The following is an 18,335-nucleotide window of genomic DNA, read 5'->3' as shown; positions in this document are numbered from 1 at the left end:
TTCGAAATAAGGCTCTAGCCCGTCCACGGAGCAAGCAGATCATGACTCATCTCAGCGACTTCGACGCGGCCTTCGCCCGGCTCCCGCTCGTCGCCATCCTGCGCGGCATCCGTCCCGACGAGGCCGTGGCCGTGGGCGAAGCGCTGGTCGACGCCGGCATCGCGCTGATCGAAGTGCCGCTCAATTCGCCTGATCCGCTCGACAGCATCGCACGCCTGTCGCAACGGCTGGCTGGCCGCGCGCTGGTTGGCGCGGGCACCGTGCTGTCGGTCGATCAGGTCAATGATGTCGCCCGCGCCGGCGGCGCGCTGATCGTTTCGCCCAATAGCGACACGGCCGTGATCGCCGCGACGGCGGCACTGGGGCTTGTTTCGCTGCCCGGCTTCCTCACCCCCAGCGAAGCCTTCGCCGCGCTCGGCGCTGGCGCGGTCGCGCTCAAACTCTTCCCCGCCGAGGGGGCCAGCCCGGCCCAGTTGAAGGCGATGCGCGCCGTCATCCCCGCCACCGTCCCGGTCCTGCCCGTCGGCGGCATCGATGCCGCGTCGATGGCGGAATGGCGCGCGGCGGGCGCTTCGGGCTTCGGCTTCGGATCGTCGATCTACAAGCCCGGCGACAACGCGGACGTCGCCGGCGCAAAGGCGCGGGCGCTGGTCGCGGGCTGGACAGCGACGGCGGGCTGAACACCCACCGCCATCATTTCCTCAGCTCAGATTGGGACGCAGCCAGCGCTCGACTTCGTCCTTGGGCCGGCCGCGCCGCGCGGCATAATCCGCCACCTGATCCTGCCCGATCTGCGCAACGCCGAAATATTCGGACTGCGGGTGCCCGAAATAGAAGCCCGACACCGCCGCCGTCGGCAGCATCGCCATGCTCTCGGTCAGCGTGATGCCCGCAACGTCGCCTGCGCCGCCCGCCAGCATCTCGAACAGTTCGGGCTTCAGCGTGTGGTCGGGACAGGCCGGATAGCCCGGCGCGGGGCGGATGCCGCGATAATGCTCGCGGATCAGTTCCTCGTTCGACAGATTCTCGCCGACCGCATAGCCCCATAGGGTGGTGCGGACATGTTGGTGCATCCGCTCGGCAAAACTTTCCGCCAGGCGGTCGGCCAGCGCCTTGAGCAATATGTCCGAATAATCGTCGCTGTCAGCCTTGAAGCGCGCGAGATGCGGCTCAATCCCGTGCCCCGCCGTCACCGCGAAGCCGCCGATCCAGTCGCCGTCGGGCGAGATGAAATCCGCCAGGCAATAATTGGCGCGCCCCTCGCGTTTGGCGACCTGCTGGCGCAGGAAACTGATGCGGCGTTCGCGGCCATTTTCCTCGACAATGACGTCGTCGCCGTCGCGCCGACAGGGCCAGAGCCCGACCACGCCCCGCGCCGTCAGCCATTTCTCGGCGATGATCCGGTCGAGCATCGCCTGCGCATCGGCGAAGAGCGAACGGGCGCTTTCGCCGACCACCGCATCCTCGAGGATGCCGGGATAGTTGCCGGCCAGTTCCCACGATCGGAAGAAGGGCGTCCAGTCGATCGTCTGGCGCAGATCCTCGAGGCTCCAGTCGTCGAAGCGATGGAGACCGGGGCTGGCCGGCGCGGCCGGCTTCAACGCCATGTCGGCGACGAAGCCGTTGGCGCGCGCGTCCGCCAGCGACACGAGGTTCGATCCGCTCGCATTGGCGCGCTTGATGCGGACGTCCTCATATTCGCCCTTGGTCCGCGCGACGAAATCCTTCGACTGGTTCTCGGAGACGAGCGAAGTGCAGACGCCGACGGCACGGCTGGCGTCGAGCACATGGACGACTGGCCCCTTATAGGCGGGGTCGATACGCAGCGCGGTATGGACGCGGCTGGTGGTGGCACCGCCGATCAGCAGCGGCATCGTCATGTTTGCGCGCTGCATCTCCTCGGCCACCGTCACCATCTCGTCGAGCGAGGGGGTGATCAGGCCCGACAGGCCGATCATGTCGGCCTCATTCTCGTTCGCCGCCTGCAATATGGTCTGCCAGGGCACCATCACGCCGAGGTCGATGATCTCGAACCCGTTGCACTGCAGGACCACGCCGACGATGTTCTTGCCGATGTCGTGGACGTCGCCCTTCACGGTCGCCATCACGACGCGGCCCTTGCCCTTGCTGTTCGCGTCCTTCTCGGCCTCGATGAAGGGCAAGAGATGCGCCACTGCCTTCTTCATCACACGTGCGGACTTCACGACCTGCGGCAGGAACATCTTGCCCGATCCGAACAGGTCGCCGACGACGTTCATGCCGTCCATCAGCGGCCCTTCGATCACTTCGATCGGGCGCGTGGCGATCTGGCGCGCTTCCTCGGTATCGTCGACCACATATTGGTCGATGCCCTTGACCAGCGCATGTTCAAGCCGCTTGGCGACCGGCCATCCGCGCCATTCCTCCGCCGCCTTCTCGGCCGCCGCGTCCTTGCCCTTGAAGGTCTCGGCTACAGCGATCAGCCGCTCGGTCGGGGTCTGATCCGGATCGCGCTGGGGGCGATTGAGGATGACGTCCTCGCACGCCTCGCGCAGCACCGGGTCGATCTGGTCATAGACGTCGAGCTGACCGGCATTGACGATCCCCATGTCCATCCCCGCCGGAATGGCATGATAGAGGAAGATCGAGTGCATCGCGCGCCGCACCGGCTCGTTGCCGCGGAACGAGAAGCTGAGGTTCGACAGGCCGCCCGAGATATGGCAATGTGGGCAGCGCGCCTTTATCTCACGGCACGCCTCGATGAAGTCGACGCCATAATTATTATGCTCGTCGATACCCGTCGCGACTGCGAACACGTTCGGGTCGAAGATGATATCTTCCGGCGGGAAGTCGACCGTCATCAATAGCTTGTAGGCGCGTTCGCAAATCTCGACCTTGCGCGCCTGCGTGTCGGCCTGGCCGGTCTCGTCGAACGCCATGACGACGACGGCGGCGCCATAGGCCATGCATTTGCGGGCATGGTCGAGAAAGGCTTCCTCGCCTTCCTTCATGCTGATCGAATTGACGATCGGCTTGCCTGAGACGCATTTGAGCCCGGCCTCGATCACCGACCATTTCGAACTGTCGATCATCACCGGCACGCGCGCGATATCGGGCTCGGCCGCGATGCGCTTGAGGAAGGTGGTCATCGCCAGCTCGGCGTCGAGCAGGCCTTCGTCCATGTTGACGTCGATAACCTGCGCGCCATTTTCGACCTGGTTCAGCGCAACGCTGACCGCAGCCTCATAGTCGCCGGCCATGATGAGCTTCTTGAACGCCGCCGATCCGGTGACGTTGGTGCGCTCGCCCACATTGACGAAAATGGCGGTCGGCGCGGTATCCTCGGTGTCTTCGATCATGGTCATGCGGGGATCAGCATCGGTTCGAGGCCGGCAAGGCGGGTCTGGGGCTTGAGCACCGGCGGCACGCGCGGGGGGAGCCCGGCGACACCGTCGGCGATCGCCTTGATGTGCGCGGGGGTCGATCCGCAGCAGCCGCCGAGGATGTTGACCAGCCCCTGTTCGGCCCATTCGCCGACGAGGCCGGCCGTGGTAGCCGGCGCCTCGTCATAGGCGCCCAACTCGTTGGGCAGGCCCGCATTGGGATAGACCATGATCAGCGTGTCGCAGATGCCCGACAGGGTGCGGACGTGCGGGCGAAGCTGCTCCGCGCCGAACGAGCAGTTGAGCCCGATCGTCACCGGCTTGGCATGGCGTACGGCATGCCAGAAGGCCTCGACCGTGTGGCCCGAAAGATTGCGCCCCGAAAGATCGGTCAGCGTCATCGACAGCATGATCGGCACGTCGCGACCGATCGCCTCGGCGGCTTCCTGCGCGGCCATGATCCCGGCCTTGGCGTTCAGCGTATCGAACACCGTTTCGATAAGGATGAAATCCGCGCCGCCCTCGATCAGCGCGTCGGCCTGCTCGCGATACACGCCCTTCAGATAGTCGAAATCGATCTCGCGATAGCCGGGATCGTTGACGTCGGGCGACAACGACAGCGTCTTGTTGGTCGGGCCGATCGCGCCCGCGACGAAGCGGCGGCGGCCATCCTTCGCGGCGAACTCGTCGGCGATGCGCCGCGCCATCGCCGCGCTCTCATAGTTGATCTCGCGGACCAGATGCTCGGCGCCGTAATCGGCCTGGCTGATGCGGTTGGCCGAGAAGGTATTGGTCTCGGCAATGTCGGCCCCGGCCTCGAAATAGGCGCGGTGGATCGCCTCTGGCACTTCGGGCTTGGTCAGCGCCAATATGTCGTTGTTGCCCTTCTGGTCGTGGCTGAGCCCCAGGCTGCCGGCATAGTCCGCCTCGGACAGTTTCCAGTTCTGGATCTCGGTGCCGAACGCGCCGTCGGTGATGAGGATGCGGTGCTGGGCCGCTGCGATCAGCGCGGCGCGCGCGCCATGGTCGGGGGAAGGTGCGGGCATGGTCGAATCGTCCGTGAACGACCCAGTGCTTGGGTCTCGTCACTCCAATATAAAGATATCTTTATATGTTCAAGTCGCGCGTCACGCGGGCGCGCCGAAAACCAGTCGGGCCGGCCCGAAAGCGGCGGGATCGGAACAGGATGCAGCCCCCGTCTCGATATGCCCCGCCAGACGAGTCTCGCCATCGCCATGATCGACGAGCAGATCGTACCAGCCATGGCTCGCCATCAGGTCGAGCACGATCTCGGCCTTGCCGCCGGCCGAAAGCGGCAACTGCTTCTCGGGCGCGCCATAGGCGAGATCGCGCACCGCGACGGGCGACACCTTGCCGTCCAGTCGCGCGATCCGGAGTCGCGCCGCGCCTGGCCCGCGCCGCGTATCGAGCCGCACCGTCACCGCCCCAGCCTTGCCGGTCAGGCGCCGGTGGAAGCCGTTGGGGCCGAGCAGGAAGACATCGAAGTGCCCGTTACCGCGCGTCGGCAGCGGCACGTCGACAATGCGTCCCGCACCCACAGTGTGCCGGCGCGGCGCAGCGGAGAGATCGCCCACATCATAGACTTGGAACACCGCCGCCCGATCGCGTCCGCGATTCGAGAGGCGCAGCGCAAGGCCGCCCCACGCATCGCGCGCCAGTTCGGCTTCGAGATCATAGGGCGTCGCGCGCCGTGGCCGCAGTCCCTGCTCCTGCACCGGCGCCGTCGCGCCGAAGGGGATGTCGGGATGAAATTCGGGCAGGGTCGCCGCGCGCGCCGCCATCGGCTGCGTCGTCGGCAGCGCAGCCACGAACGCCTCGTCGTCGCGGCGCGCAAAATCGAAGCATGAGGTGAGGTCGCCGCATACCGCGCGTCGCCACGCGCTGATATTGGGCTCCTCGACGCCGAAGCGTGTCTCGATGAAACGGATGATGCTCGTATGATCGAACACCTCTGACGAGACGTAGCCGCCGCGGCTCCACGGGGAGATGACATAGAGCGGCACGCGCGGGCCGAGGCCATAGGGGCGATGCAGATAGGGCCGGTCGCGATCGTCCTGCGCATGGACATGATATTCGTCGTCGACCGGAACCGTGCTCGACCCGAGCAGGATCGACGGATCGCGGGTGTCCCGCGCCGGCGCGGCGGGCGGCGGGACATGATCGAACAGCCCGTCATTCTCGTCGAAGTTCAGCAGCAGCACCGTCTTCGACCATGTCTCGGGATTGGCGGTCAGCGCATCGAGCACGCGCGCGGTATATTCGGCGCCCTGCAGCGGCGAGGATGGTCCGGGATGTTCGGAGAAGCGCGCGGGCGCGATGATCCACGAGACCTGCGGCAGCTTGCCCTGCTCGACATCGGCGCGCAGCCGATCGAGGTCGCGCGTCGCTATCGTGCGGTCGGCCAGATCGCGCAGCCTGCCCCCCGTCGCCGACCGCGCCGCGCGATAGGCCTGGAAACCCGGAAGCGGGTTGTCCTCGAAATTGTCAGCCATATCCTGATAGATCTGGAAGCTGATGCCGGCCGCCTGAAGACGCTCGGGATAAGTGCCCCAGCGATAGCCGCCATGGCCGAAGGGATCGACGAAATTGTCGTAGCTGTTGTCGATCGCCGGCCCATTGGCGCGGCCCGACGGATCGTTGGTCGCCGTCCAGATGAACAGCCGGTTCGGGTTGGTTCCGCCGTGGAATGAGCAATGATAGGCGTCGCAGATCGTAAAGGCCTCGGCGAGCGCGAACTGGAACGGAATGTCCGCGCGCGTGAAATAGCCCATTGCGTGATTATGCTTGGCTTGCGGCCAGGCGCTCATTCTCCCTTCGTCCCACGCCGCCTGCGCATCGGGCAGGGTATGCGGCGTCCCCGCGAGCCTGACGAGGCGGAAATCCCTGGCCGTATCGAGGTGGAAGGGTATCACCACCCTGCCCGTGCCCGGCGCTTCGTCGGGCTGGACGAATATGGTGCGCGATGCTGCCCCCTCCTCCGCGCGGGCAGGCAGGACGAAGCGATCGCCAAAACCCCGCACCCCGCTCAGCGTGCCGAAATAATGATCGAAGGAACGGTTCTCCTGCGTCAGGATCACGACATGCTCGACATCGGCGATCGTCCCCGTGCGCCGGTGCGCGGGAATGTCTATCGCGCGCGCGATAGACGGCAGCAATCCCGACCCGACCCCGCCGGCGGCGATCATGGCTCTGATGAACGATCGGCGATCGCCGTGAAGTCTGGACATGAAGCCCCTCATAAACAATCAGGTTGCCGGCAGATGACAATGCGGCCGCGCCCCTCGCCTGCATCGCCCCTGCCGATTCCGCAACGCCGCTGTTGCGCCGGGCGGCGCAGCTTGCCAGTCTCCGCGCCATTCTCCTGGGAGGGACAAGAACCATGCGCCTGAAGATGCTTGCATCGCTGCTTGCCGCCACTGCCTCGATGGCCGCCGCCGCGCCGACGCCGAAAGAGCAGTTGATGACGCCCGCCGCCGGCGCGCGCCACTATACGATCAGTTCCACCGCCGGAAAGCATGGCGACGTCTGGTCTTGGACCATGCCTGACGGGCGCATCGCCTATCGCATGTCGATGTCGCTGCGCGGCTGGGTGACCGAGACTGATGAAGTGATGACCCTCGGCGGCGACAGCCGGCCGACGCTGATCGCCATTCGCGGCTATACCGATCAGGGCGAGGCGACCGAGGATTTCAACGTCGACACGCAGGGCGTGGCGCATTGGAAAACCGAGATCGACGCGGGCTCCGCGCCTTTCGCCGGCAAGCGCTACAACAGCTATGGCGGCCCCTGGCTGGCAAGCGAGCAGGATATCGACGCGTTAGTCGCCGCCGGCGACAAGGGAATCGACCTGCTGCCGACCGGCCATGCCAGCATCAGCATTGGCCAGGCGGTCGAGATTCAGGGGCCGCAAGGCCCGAAGACGGTCAGCCTCGCCTTCATCAAGGGCTATGGCTTCTCGCCCTCCCCGGTCTGGCTGGACAGCAACAAGCGCTATTTCGGCAATGCCGGCGTCGTCTCGCTCCTGCCCGAGGGCTATGAGAACGTAGGGCCAAAGCTGAAGGATATTCAGGACGAGGCGACTGCGGCGATGGTCCGCGACATCGCTCACCGCTTCCTCAGCCCCGCCAACCGCACCCCGACGCTGATCGACAATGTGCTGATGTTCGATTCGGTCAGCGGTCGCTACCTACCCAACCGCGCCGTGCTGATTGCGGACGGCAAGGTCGCCGCGGTGGGCGCGGCAGGATCGATCAAGGCGCCCGCCGGCGCTACGCTGATCGACGGGCGCGGCAAGACGCTGACCCCCGGCCTCTGGGATTCGCACCAGCATGTCGGCGACGACTGGAACCTGCTCCAGAACCTCGCGACGGGCATGACCAACTATCGCAGCCCCGGATCGATGATCGACGAGGCGCTGAGCATCTACAAGCGCCGCGCGGCGGGCGATCTGCTCGCGCCCGACGGCAAGATCTCGGTGATCATCGACCGCAAGGATCCGCTCGCGGCGCAGGGCGCGCTCACCGTCTCGTCGGCGGCGGAGGCGGTCGCGGCGGTCGACAAGATCAAGGCGGCCGGGCTGTGGGGTGCGAAATTCTACACCTCGATGGACCCGGCGTGGATCGCGCCCGCCGCCGCCGAGGCGCACAAGCAGGGTCTGCACGTCCACGGCCACATCCCCGCCGGGATGCGCCCGCTCGACGCCGTGCGCGCGGGCTATGACGAGATCACCCATATCAACTTCATCATGATGCAGGTCATGCCGCAGGCGGTGGTCGACAAGGCCAATACCGCCGCGCGGCTCGAGGGGCCGGCCAAATATGGCAAGGACGTCAATCTCGACTCCCCCGAGATGAAGGCCTTCTACGCCGAACTCGCCAAGCGGCAGACGATCATCGATCCGACGCTGACCGTCTGGGAACCGCTGATGACCTCCGACGGCACCAGTATCCCGCCCGAATATGCGCCCTTCGCCGATATCGCCCCGCCCGCCGTCGCGCGCGCTTGGCGGATCGGCGGCTATCCGCTGTTCGATGGACTGACCCGCGACGATTTCCGCAAGAGCTTCGACAAGATGGTCGGCGTGGTCGGCAAGCTGCACCAGGCTGGCGTACGGATCGTCGCCGGCACCGACGGCTATGGGCTCGAACTGGTCCGCGAGCTCCAGCTCTACCAGATCGCCGGCCTGACCAATGCCGAGGCGCTGCAGACCGCGACGATCGTTCCCGCGCGGATGACGGGCGTGGCCGATCGCGTCGGATCGATCGCTCCGGGCAAGACGGCCGACATCATCCTCGTCGACGGCGATGTCTCGAAGGACATCGGCAATCTCCGTCATGTCGAAACCGTTTTCCTCGACGGCTATCGCCTCGACGGACAGGCGCTGCGCCAGGCAAGCGGGCTCAGCGGCATGCCGAAGTGATGAGGGCGGCTCCGGTTTGAGCATAAGGCGGCGCGGGGGGCCGCCTAGAATTGGCCCAGTCTGGCCGCTACCGCCTGCATGCGCTTATATTCGAAGCTGGCCTTTGAGGCATCGTGGAACGCCGATGCCGACTTTGCGAGCAATTTGCGCCCGCCGGCCACATCGCCCCGCGAAGCCGCGATCTGTGCGCGGGCCATATCGATGTTGGCGCCCCAACGCGGATCGCCGACCAGCTGCGCCACCTTGGTTGCGTCGCAGGAATCGAGCAGCGGCGCGGCCAGATCGGGCATGCCATTCGCGATCAGGCATTCCGCCGTATAATATCGCGCCGCGTGGACGAGAGGATAGTCCGGGCCGAACGCCGCCTCGGCATCCTTGAGCGCAGCCTTCGCATTGGCGAGGCCGGCAGCCAGATCCTTGCCGCCGCGACATTCGTCCAGCGCCAGATCGATATGACCCACCAGCGCCTGATGCGAGAGCGGACCGGAGGTGATGCTTGCGCCTTCCCAGACGCGCCGTGCGTCGATCGCGGCGTCCTGATAGCGCCCCAGCTCGCCGAGGCTGTCGCCGCGCGCCGAACGCAACGCCAGCGTGAGACGGTGATTGGGACCATAGCGCTTTTCGAACAGCGGGAGCAGCGCATCGGCCTCGGCGACGGCTTCGGCGCTGCGATGTTGCAGCACGATCGCGTTGATCAGATTCTGGCGCGCATTGAGCGTATCGGGATGGTCGGGTCCGAATGCCGCGCTCTCCGCCGCCACGACGCTCCGCATCTCGCGTTCGGCCTCGGCCGCCCGGCCGAGGCGCATGAGCACGAGCGCATGCGTGGTGCGCAGGCGGAAACCTTCGCGCATGCTGACCGCCCCCGGATTCGCGCGGGCATAAGCGTCCGCGCGAGCAAAGGCTGCTTCCGACGCGGCCAGGTTCCCGAAATAATTGGCCGTCCCTTCGGCCTTCGCCAAAGCGAACCCGATAGCGCCGGTATCGGCCGCCGCCCCGAGACGCGCGCGTTCGGCAGCGATGATGACGCCGGCGCGTTTCAGCGCATCTTCTTGCCCTGATGCGGCTTCGGCCTGCGCCCGGGTCAGCCGTGCGATCGTCGCCTGTTCGCCGTCCCGCTGACCGGCGGCGCGAAAGCCATGCTCCGCCGCATCGAATTGCCGACGCATCTGTTCGATGTCGCCGCGCTCCTGAAAGGCCCGGCCCAGCGTTGCGTGAAGCCGCGCCGCGACGAGCGGCTGGTTCGCGAAGCGCCGGTCGATTTCCCCCGCCGCCCGCTTGACGGCGTCGGCGAGCGTTTCATCCACCGCCTGTCCCTTGGCCGGATCGGTGCGCCCCAGCAGATCGTCGGCGAGGAAGCCATAGCTCGCTTCGGCGATTTCGCCTTGTCGCTGTGCTTCTGTCCTCTGGCGATTGGCGACGAGCGCAAAGCCAGAAGTCGCGAATATGCCGATGCAGGCGGCAGCGGCGGCGGCCCGAATCCAGGGCCGGCGCGCGGCGCGGCGCTCCTCGGTCTGGCGCAGAGACGCCAGCTGTCTTTCATGGGCAGCCACGGCCGCCGCTTCGGCATGCCGTTCGTCCAGCCGGTCGAGCCTGTCGGCGAGCAGTGCGGCCGAGGCGATACGACGATCGGGATCCCCGGCGGCCGCTTCCGCGATGTCCGCGCGCAGCACGGGGTCGTCGATCGCATTCTCCCACCCCGGCGCAAGGCTGCGTCCGAAATCGCCGGCCACGAGCTGAAAGAGGATGAGCGCGAGCGCGTAGATGTCGGACTTGGCAGTGGGGAGCGTATCGCCGATCAGTTCGGGCGCGCGATAGAGAGCGGTGCCCGATCGCCCACCCCCCTCAATCGCGTCGGCCTCGGGCGGCGTGATCGCATGGGCGGCGAGCAAATCGTCGTCGACGACCAGCCCGCTGCCGAAATCGGCAAGGCGCACACGAAAGGCGCCGTCGCGCTCCTCGATCAGGATGTTGGCGGGCTTCAGATCCTTGTGCAGCACGCCGACGCCATGAACGGTCGCCAGCGCACGCGCTATCGCGCGCGCGACAGCAAGCCTGCGCGGCAACGAAATAGCGCCGAGGCCGCCGCTCGCATGCGCCCAATCGACCAGACTCGCGCCGCCATCCACGCTTTCGAGCCGATAGGGTGCCACATCGAAATTCCATTCGAGCAGAGGCACGAACGGGCCATCGGCGCCAAGCGAGGCCATGAGCAGCCGCGCGATCGCCGCCTCGCGCTTCAACGCGCGCAGCCGATCGGGAGCGTCAGCGAACTTGAAGACGCGGCGCGCGCCGGTCTTTTCGTGCTCGGCGCGCCAGACGTCGCCGGCCCCGCTGTCGCCAAGCGCCTCAACCAGCCGCCACTGGGTGCGCCCGGGAACCTTGTCGCCGGCCGCGAAAGCGAAACGCGGCGCGAGCGGGCCGGTCAGCGCCTCGACGATCACGGGCACGCCCAGCCGATAGCCGATGCGTGGCACGGTCTCGATGATTCTACTGTCGCGATCGTCCAGCGCGCGCCGCAGCTTCGAGATCGCCGTCGGCAGCGAGGCTTCGACCACGGAGATGCCCGGCCATACGGCGTCGAGCAGTTCGTCCTTGGTGACCACTTCACCCGCGCGCAGCAACAGCTCATGCAGTAGCTCGAGCGGCTTCGTCTCCACCGCCACCGCCGCGCCGCCGACGTCGAGCGCCCAGTTTCCCTCGTCAAATGCCGCGGTCGCGAAACGCCAAAGCCGCCGGCGCCTGCGGCTGACGGCCGTCGTTGCGCTCATCCCTACCCCCACAGCAGGGCCTTCAGAAATCCTTCAGAACTCCGTCAGGACATCACGACCCCTGTTCCCCCAGAATGGATGACATCGAAGGCACGCGCAAGCGGGGATGGGGATATGGGTCAGAATAAGCGTTCAGGATCAATGAGCTCCAGGGGGAGCCGTGGGCCGACCGGCCCGCGGCGCCGCGTGCCGCAGGCGCTGGGGGGCATGATCGGCCAGGCAGCCATCGGGACAATATATGGGCCGGCCTTTCTGCTTCTCGCCGCCTGCGGCAGCGGTTCGGGGAACGTCCAGCAAGCCGAGACCCGAACGCTGAAGGAAGGCGAAGGCCGTCACGGCGCGATGAGCTATAGCGGCAAGAAGATCGAGATTTCCTGCCCGTCCAAATTCGACATACCCGCGCTGCCGCAAGGCGCGCCCGCCGACGACATAAAGGGGCTGCGGCTCGGCGTCAGCTATGACACCGCAATCCGCCACGCCCAGTGTCCCGACGGCGACGAAGCGGATTCGATCCTCGCCGAAGGCTTCGGACCCAGCTTCTCGCGCGACGTCCGCGGGCTGAAGATCAGGACCTCGGCGCTGGTTGCGATCGGCACGCATCCGGAAAAGCCGCGTTACGACCGCAACCCGCTCGATTTCGATCCCTCGAAGGGCCTCGACGACGTCCAGTCGATCTGGAAATTCGTCGCCGACGGCATGCCGGGAAAGGAGATCGTCTATGGCATGTGGCGGACGCAACCTTTCAAGGAAGGCGAGCAGCCCACGATCCAGAGCCAGGTCGAGGCGCTGACCGCCAAATATGGCCAGCCGACCACCACCGATGGCGACGGACGGAACCTCTATTGGCTGCAGACCCCCGACGGCAAACCGGTCCAGCCATTCGACCGCGACCGCATCAATCGCTGCAAATATGCGATCAGCGCCACCAACGAGAGCCTCAACTGGGGGCCTGATTGCGGACGAACGATCGTCGCCGCGATCAGCCCGACGCAAAGCCTTCAGCTCGCGCGCTCCGTCACCGTCGCGATCTTCGATCCAGCGAAGCTCTGGGACTATCAGCAGCATCGCTTCGAGCAGGAACGCGACGCCGTCCTTGCCGGGCAGACATCGGAAGCTGCGAAGAACGCGAAGGGAGGAGATTTCTGATGCGCACGCACTCCCTTTGCGCGGCGACCGCTCTCGCCGTTGCACTCGCCGCATGCTCCTCAAAGAACGCTGAATCCGGCAATGCTGTCGAAGGCGCGCAGACCGGCGGGGCGTCCGCTGCGGCTGCGGAGGCGATTCCGTCTGCTGCGGCGCAGGGCGCTGCGCCCACTGCCGCCACGCCCGACGTCAAATGCAGCGACTACCAGTCCGATGTCGAGAATGGCGACATGGTGATGATCTATCACGCCGTGTCGGGCATCACTCCCGCTTTCGACAAATGGGCGGAATCGATCCTCTACAAATTCGATCGCAGCATCGATCCCGAAGGCGCATGGAAGAAGGCGAATGAGCAGATCCAGGCGCAATATGCGGCCGTCGCACAGACGCGCTGCATCACACTGCGCACCGATGCCGGTATTCGGGCCTATGATCCGGCGCGCGGCGGCCTGATCGTCGGCAGCTTCAGCCCGGACGCCTATTATCCGTTCCGCGACTTTGGCGAGGATGTCCGGCTGCGGATCCGCAACGCCGAGGCTGCTGCGATCTGGAAGCTGCCGGCCGACCGCGCCGAGGCGCTGATGCGCGGCAGCTATAATTTCGGCGGGGCCAGCGTCGTCGCGCGGCTCAAGATCGTCTCCGCACGGCCAAGCTCGGGCAACGGCGTTATCGAGGCCGATGTCCAGAGCTACGACATCATGCCCAACGGCAACGGCGCCAAGATCGCCACTGTTGAAGTCGTGGGCGCGCCATAGGCCGGTCGGCCTTCCCGGCACATTGGGGAGTAACGCACATGCTCTATCTTCTGATTTTCATCCTGCTCGTCGCAGGCTTTTTCATGATCCGCCTCTACAACGGCCTTCGCCAATATGCCGAGGCCGTGAAGCGCGCGCAATCCAACCTCGTCGGCGAGTTGCGCAAGCGTGCGACGCTGGTCAATCAGCTCATCGACGTCTGCAAAGGCTATGGCGACCATGAAAAGCTGACACATCTGACGGTCTCCGCCGCGACGCAGAGCGATACCGACGCAGCGGGTCTCGCCCGCGCGACCAACAACGTGATGACCGGCGTCAATCTGATCGCCGATCGCTTTCCGGAGCTGAAGGCCAACGAAACCTACAAGCAGCTTATGGGGCAGCTCTACGCGATCGAGGAATCGCTGCAGACGAAGCGCGAGAAGCTGAATGTCGAGGTCGAGGCCTATAACAAATATCGCGGCCAGTTCCCCGCCGTCCTGATCGCAGGCCAGCTCGGCTTCCCCGAAGCCGCCTATTTCTCGACCGACGAGGCGGGGCTCGACCAGTCGGCGCAGTTCACGACCGACGATGGCCAGATATTGCGCGCGCAGTTTGCGAAGATCGGCCAGTCGGTGGGCACCGCCGCCAAGCAGATCGGCACCAAGGCGACCGAAGCCGTCCAGGCGGCGCAGGCCGCGCAGGCGGCCCGCGCGCCCCTTGCCAAGGAACCGCCCGCCATCCCCCCACCCGCGGAGGATTGAGGCGCAAGCGGTGGAGCGGCTTCGCTGCGCAATGCGATCCCCGGCCATATTGGTTCTGGATGCGCAGCGAAGCCGATCCTAAAGTGGCGGGATGACGATCACGCTCCATTCGCTGCAGGTCGGCAGGATCGCACCGCTCGGGCCGGACGGGGTGCCGAGCGGCTTCGTCAAACATTCGGTGCTGGAGCGCATCGACGTTGCGCCGCTCGGCCTGACGGGAGACGAACAGGCCGACCTCACCGTCCATGGCGGACCGGAAAAAGCGGTCTACGGCTATGCGCTACGCCACTATCCCGTCTGGCGATCCGAATATCCTGAACATGTCGACAAACTTATCCCCGGTGCATTCGGCGAGAATCTGACGATCGACGGGCTGACCGAGGACGATATCTTCGTCGGCGATATGCACCGCATCGGAAGCGCGCTGCTGCAGATCTGCCAGCCAAGGCAGCCTTGCTATAAATTCGCGCTGCATTTCGGCGACAGGCGCTTGCCCAAAGCGATGGTGCGATCAGGGCGCGCGGGGTGGTATTATCGTGTAATCGAATCGGGCGCCTTTGGTGCAGGAGACGATATCCAGCTGGTCGATCGCCCGCAGCCTGCGTTCCGTTTCTCAAGGCTGGTTGCCATCATCCACCGAAGCGAAGCGACGATCGAGGAAATCGCCGCGCTCGCCGCGATGCCCGAGGTCGCGTCGTGGGTCCGCAAGCTGGCGCAGGACCAGATGGGCATGGCGGGCGGAAAGCGCGTCTAGCGCCCCGGCCTTGATGCCTGGCGGCCTAGAAGGCGACGTCCACGAGGATGGTATCGACATAGCGACCGGCCGGGGGCGTGGGCTGAGCCGGATCGATCCTGGCGCGATAGACGAAGCCCTGGGTCGTGCTGCCGTCATATGTCCCCGGATTGACGTCGGCCGAAGCGCTGCTGCGCCGCTCGCCGCCGGTGGCACCCCATCGATCGACGCCGCTCGCGCCCTTGTAGAGTTCGTAACGCATAAAATTGCTGCCCAGCCGCAGACGGCGCGCGCCGCCGCCATAATTTTCGCCATTGCCCAGACCGACCGTATAGCTGGCGCCGGCGCTGCAGCGCACCGATACCGTGCGAGTGACAGGATTGAATCGTGACGCCAGTGGCGCGGTTCCGAAGTCGACATCGGGCGCGGTGATCATGCAGTCATTCTCGATATTGAGCGTGACCGTGATGGTGACCGGAACGCCTGCCCCCCAGTTTATCGGCGTGAAGGCGATGGGCCGGACAAACCCCGGGCTTTGCGAATAGGCGAGGCAGACGCCGACCCCGATCGAGCAGATGGAGAAATACCAGCGCAGCGAAACCGTGCCGGTGTAGGTGCCGGCGACAAGGCCGGCCGTCGGCGTCGTGCGGAAATAGAGCGGAACCGTCCCGCCCGGCCCGACGAAAAGGTTGAGCAGATCGAAGCTCGAAAAGTCCACTTCGGCGCCGGCGTTGATCGCAGCTCCGCCTGCGGTCGAGGAAACGGTGAATGGAATGGTTTTTCCGCTCGGCCCGGTCATGGTGAAGGTCGAGCTTTCGAGCCTGACCTTGAGATAGGACACGGTGGCGATCGAGAGCGCGCTGCACCCGAGCCCACTCGACCCGCTGCCTTGCTGCAGAGTCTGCGCGGCGGCGAAAGAGGTTATGGAGCCGAGATTGGGGCTCGCGGCCGCAATCGTGCACGAACCATAGGTCTGCGCCCTGGCTGACGGGGCGAACAGCCAGATCAATGCGGCAAGCGCCAGGCCGAGCGCGCGGGTCATTGGCATGTCACCGGTCCGATCAGGCCCGCCCCGCCGGCCTGCGGGGGCGCCGCCACCGGCGCGGTGCAATGCCCGCCGTCGGGCAGGCTGACGGATAGGAGGTTGCGGTCCTGCATGTCGGTGAGGAACAGCAGCCCATCCCAGCCGACCACTTGCGGTTCGCCGCCATTCATGGAGGCGAGCGCCCCCACCGGCACATAGGCGCCGGTGCGATCGACCAGCGTCACGCGCGCCGTGCGCGGCGCGCTCACGGGAAAGCGAAGAATTGCGCCGCTACCCCGGGCCACGGACAGCCGGTCCTCGACCTTGGGCGCGACGACCTCCGCCGGAAGCACCAGCGGATTGATCGCATAGCGCGCCGCATAATAGGACGGCACCCACGGAATGAGGAGATGACCGCTGCGATCGGTCTTCCCCACGCGCTGATTTTCATAGGTGACCGGAATGCCCTCCTGTCCGTCGGTGCTGACTAGCACGAAGGCGTCGGCGATCCGGTTGGCGGCGACGAAGGCGCCGTCCATCAGCACCAGCGCGCCGCTGACCCCGCCCCATGGCGTGACGCGTCCGCGCTCTCCGAAAATGCCGCTGCGCACGTCGAACGAGCGCGTCCGCCAGTCGATTTCCCCGGAGCCGGACATTCCCGCCGTCGACGATCGGGCAAGCGACAGGCTACCGCCCAGCCCGCCCTCGCCGGGAACGGCGCGACCATAGTCAAGCCGCTCAACATACCCACCGCCCGCGTCGCGCGAGATGCCGACGGCGGCGGTCCCGCGCCGGCCGCCGAAGGGCAGGACCAGGTTGAGCGCGGCGGTCCATCCCGATCGGCGCACATCGTAGGTCCCCGACCCATAGAGCGCCACGCCGCGCTTGACGGGCAGCGACCAGGATGCGCTGGCGAGCGAATCCTTTTCGCCACGCCAGCGGCGGCTTTCCACATAGCTGGCCCCGAAAGATCCGAACGCATCGGTCGAAAGGCTCGCGGCCACCGTCGTGACGCGACGCCCATTCTACCCGAGCGGATAATCCGCAAGATCGGCAAAATCGCGGCTCTCGCGAACATGAGACGCCGCCACCCCGAGGCGGCGCGTGCGATATTGATATCCCAGGGTAAGTCGCCATCCCATAGTCCCGTGAGCGCTGCTGACGGCGAGATTGGTGTTCGCGACCCCGAGGAGGCCGAGCTGGACCTGCCCGCCCAGGCTCGCATTCACCCGCCCGTCGCCAGCTTCCAGCGAGCCTTCTGCGGTAAGGTAGGAGGTAAGGCCATAGCGGGCCGCCGCCATGCCCGCCGCCGCGCCATAGGAAAAGCTGCGCAGGCCATAGCCGCGCCGCAATGCCCCCAGGGCGAACGAATAGTCGGCAAGGCCGGGTCGAAGCAGATCGTTGGCGACATAAAATGGCATGGTCGTCGTCAGCCGGCGACCGAGCATATCGGTAACCGCGAGCGTCGCCTCCCCCGACCCGTTCAGCCCCGGAATCGCGCCGACGCTGAAATTGCCCGGCCCGACATTGCCGGCCACCGCCCGATAGCCGTCGATAAACAGGTCGACGGCCGAAGGCAGGGCGGCCTGACCGGCAAAAGCCGGCAAGGGATAGGTGACGACATCCGGACGAACCGAAAAATCGCGCGAAATCTGAACGCCGGCCATGCGGATGGCACGGTTGCCGACGAGGCTGCGGGTCACGAAGTCTCCCGCCTCATAGGTGATCATATGCTCGTCGTCCGAACGGAGCCAGCTCAGGTCGTAGCGCGTCAGCCGCCCGCGCTGTGCGGCCCCGGTCAGCGAGATCCGGCCGAAGCCACCGAACAGGCGGGCCTCCCCCCAGGCCGATTCGTGCGCATCGCCATTTTCGACGACGATGTTTGCGTCATAGTTCAGCAGCAGCCCGAAGCTGCTGACGGCGCGCCCGCGATCGAGGCCGGCTGCGTTGATGGCGCGGTGCGGAAGCCAGGCGGGCGGGACATCGACATTGAGCCGCTGGCCCGGCTCGTCATAGTCGACCCGCACCCCGTCCAGCATATCGAGCGGGACCCTGTCGCTCACGCCAGCCGGCAGCGCGATGCCTGCCGCTTCAAGGTCTGAGCGCATGACCGAAAAATGCCCGCCATCCAATTCTGCGGCGATCACCTGGCCCGAGGTTACGCCGTTGACAACGAGCTCGAGTTGAAGCGCGAGATGCCGGGCGACCCGGTCCGAAACATCGGGAACCGCAATGTCCGCGAGACAATTGGGTGCGGCATGCGCCGGGCACCATGCCGCACCCGCGAGCAGAACGATCCGCGCCAGATAGGCGCCAGCCGCTTGCCCTAGCCTGATCCCCCGCATCCCCGATCACCGCTTCCGG

13 protein-coding genes are annotated in these 18,335 nt (G+C 66.1%); 6 read left to right on the top strand and 7 right to left on the bottom strand.

Going from position 1 to position 18,335, the window contains the following annotated elements; genetic code table 11:
- Positions 1-41: 41 nt before the first annotated feature.
- Positions 42-680: a 2-dehydro-3-deoxy-6-phosphogalactonate aldolase gene (locus AC3WT0_RS13615; RefSeq protein ID WP_492753941.1), complete on the top strand. Its 639-nt coding sequence runs from the start codon at positions 42-44 to the stop codon at positions 678-680.
- 21 nt (positions 681-701) lie between these two features.
- Here AC3WT0_RS13615 and metH read toward each other — a convergent pair whose 3' ends face one another.
- The 3 genes from metH to AC3WT0_RS13600 form a co-directional block, all read right to left on the bottom strand.
- The gene (gene metH / locus AC3WT0_RS13610; RefSeq protein WP_492753940.1) at positions 702-3,344 is read right to left on the bottom strand and encodes a methionine synthase; all 2,643 of its coding nucleotides are present in this window, start codon (positions 3,342-3,344) and stop codon (positions 702-704) included.
- Complete coding sequence (locus AC3WT0_RS13605) at positions 3,341-4,408, bottom strand: homocysteine S-methyltransferase family protein (protein ID WP_492753939.1); 1,068 nt, start codon at positions 4,406-4,408, stop codon at positions 3,341-3,343. The genes metH and AC3WT0_RS13605 overlap by 4 nt, the downstream gene beginning before the upstream one ends.
- 81 nt (positions 4,409-4,489) lie before the next feature.
- Entirely contained in the window at positions 4,490-6,610 is a 2,121-nt protein-coding gene (locus AC3WT0_RS13600; protein WP_492753938.1) for a phosphocholine-specific phospholipase C, read from the bottom strand.
- Between the two features lie 152 nt (positions 6,611-6,762).
- Between AC3WT0_RS13600 and AC3WT0_RS13595 the strand changes: the two genes are divergently transcribed.
- Positions 6,763-8,802: an amidohydrolase family protein gene (locus AC3WT0_RS13595; protein ID WP_492753937.1), complete on the top strand. Its 2,040-nt coding sequence runs from the start codon at positions 6,763-6,765 to the stop codon at positions 8,800-8,802.
- Positions 8,803-8,846: 44 nt separating this feature from the next.
- Here the strand turns inward: AC3WT0_RS13595 and AC3WT0_RS13590 are convergent, their stop codons facing one another.
- Positions 8,847-11,573: a protein kinase domain-containing protein gene (locus AC3WT0_RS13590; RefSeq protein ID WP_492753936.1), complete on the bottom strand. Its 2,727-nt coding sequence runs from the start codon at positions 11,571-11,573 to the stop codon at positions 8,847-8,849.
- A gap of 207 nt (positions 11,574-11,780) precedes the next feature.
- On the opposite strand from AC3WT0_RS13590, the gene AC3WT0_RS13585 reads away from it, so the two are divergent.
- The 4 genes from AC3WT0_RS13585 to AC3WT0_RS13570 all read left to right on the top strand — a co-directional run bounded on the left by AC3WT0_RS13585 (position 11,781) and on the right by AC3WT0_RS13570 (position 14,968).
- Entirely contained in the window at positions 11,781-12,719 is a 939-nt protein-coding gene (locus AC3WT0_RS13585; RefSeq protein WP_492753935.1) for a hypothetical protein, read from the top strand.
- Positions 12,719-13,471 carry a hypothetical protein gene (locus AC3WT0_RS13580; RefSeq protein WP_492753934.1) on the top strand — a complete coding sequence of 251 codons (753 nt, stop codon included), beginning with the start codon at positions 12,719-12,721 and terminating at the stop codon, positions 13,469-13,471. The genes AC3WT0_RS13585 and AC3WT0_RS13580 overlap by 1 nt, the downstream gene beginning before the upstream one ends.
- Before the next feature lie 38 nt (positions 13,472-13,509).
- Positions 13,510-14,214 carry a LemA family protein gene (locus AC3WT0_RS13575; protein WP_492753933.1) on the top strand — a complete coding sequence of 235 codons (705 nt, stop codon included), beginning with the start codon at positions 13,510-13,512 and terminating at the stop codon, positions 14,212-14,214.
- 91 nt (positions 14,215-14,305) lie between these two features.
- A complete protein-coding gene (locus tag AC3WT0_RS13570; RefSeq protein WP_492753932.1) occupies positions 14,306-14,968 on the top strand; it encodes an MOSC domain-containing protein in 663 nt (220 codons plus the stop codon).
- Between the two features lie 25 nt (positions 14,969-14,993).
- Here AC3WT0_RS13570 and AC3WT0_RS13565 read toward each other — a convergent pair whose 3' ends face one another.
- The 3 genes from AC3WT0_RS13565 to AC3WT0_RS13555 are packed head-to-tail and all read right to left on the bottom strand — an operon-like array spanning position 14,994 to position 18,316.
- Complete coding sequence (locus tag AC3WT0_RS13565; protein WP_492753931.1) at positions 14,994-15,995, bottom strand: Csu type fimbrial protein; 1,002 nt, start codon at positions 15,993-15,995, stop codon at positions 14,994-14,996.
- Positions 15,986-16,975 carry a fimbria/pilus outer membrane usher protein gene (locus tag AC3WT0_RS13560; RefSeq protein WP_492753930.1) on the bottom strand — a complete coding sequence of 330 codons (990 nt, stop codon included), beginning with the start codon at positions 16,973-16,975 and terminating at the stop codon, positions 15,986-15,988. Before AC3WT0_RS13560 ends, AC3WT0_RS13565 begins: the two co-directional genes overlap by 10 nt.
- A gap of 21 nt (positions 16,976-16,996) precedes the next feature.
- A complete protein-coding gene (locus AC3WT0_RS13555) occupies positions 16,997-18,316 on the bottom strand; it encodes a fimbria/pilus outer membrane usher protein (RefSeq protein WP_492753929.1) in 1,320 nt (439 codons plus the stop codon).
- Positions 18,317-18,335: the final 19 nt, after the last annotated feature.

This window comes from Sphingomonas sp. EU05-FHT14C10, assembly GCF_058790595.1.
This window is presented reverse-complemented; position numbering and strand designations above follow the sequence as displayed.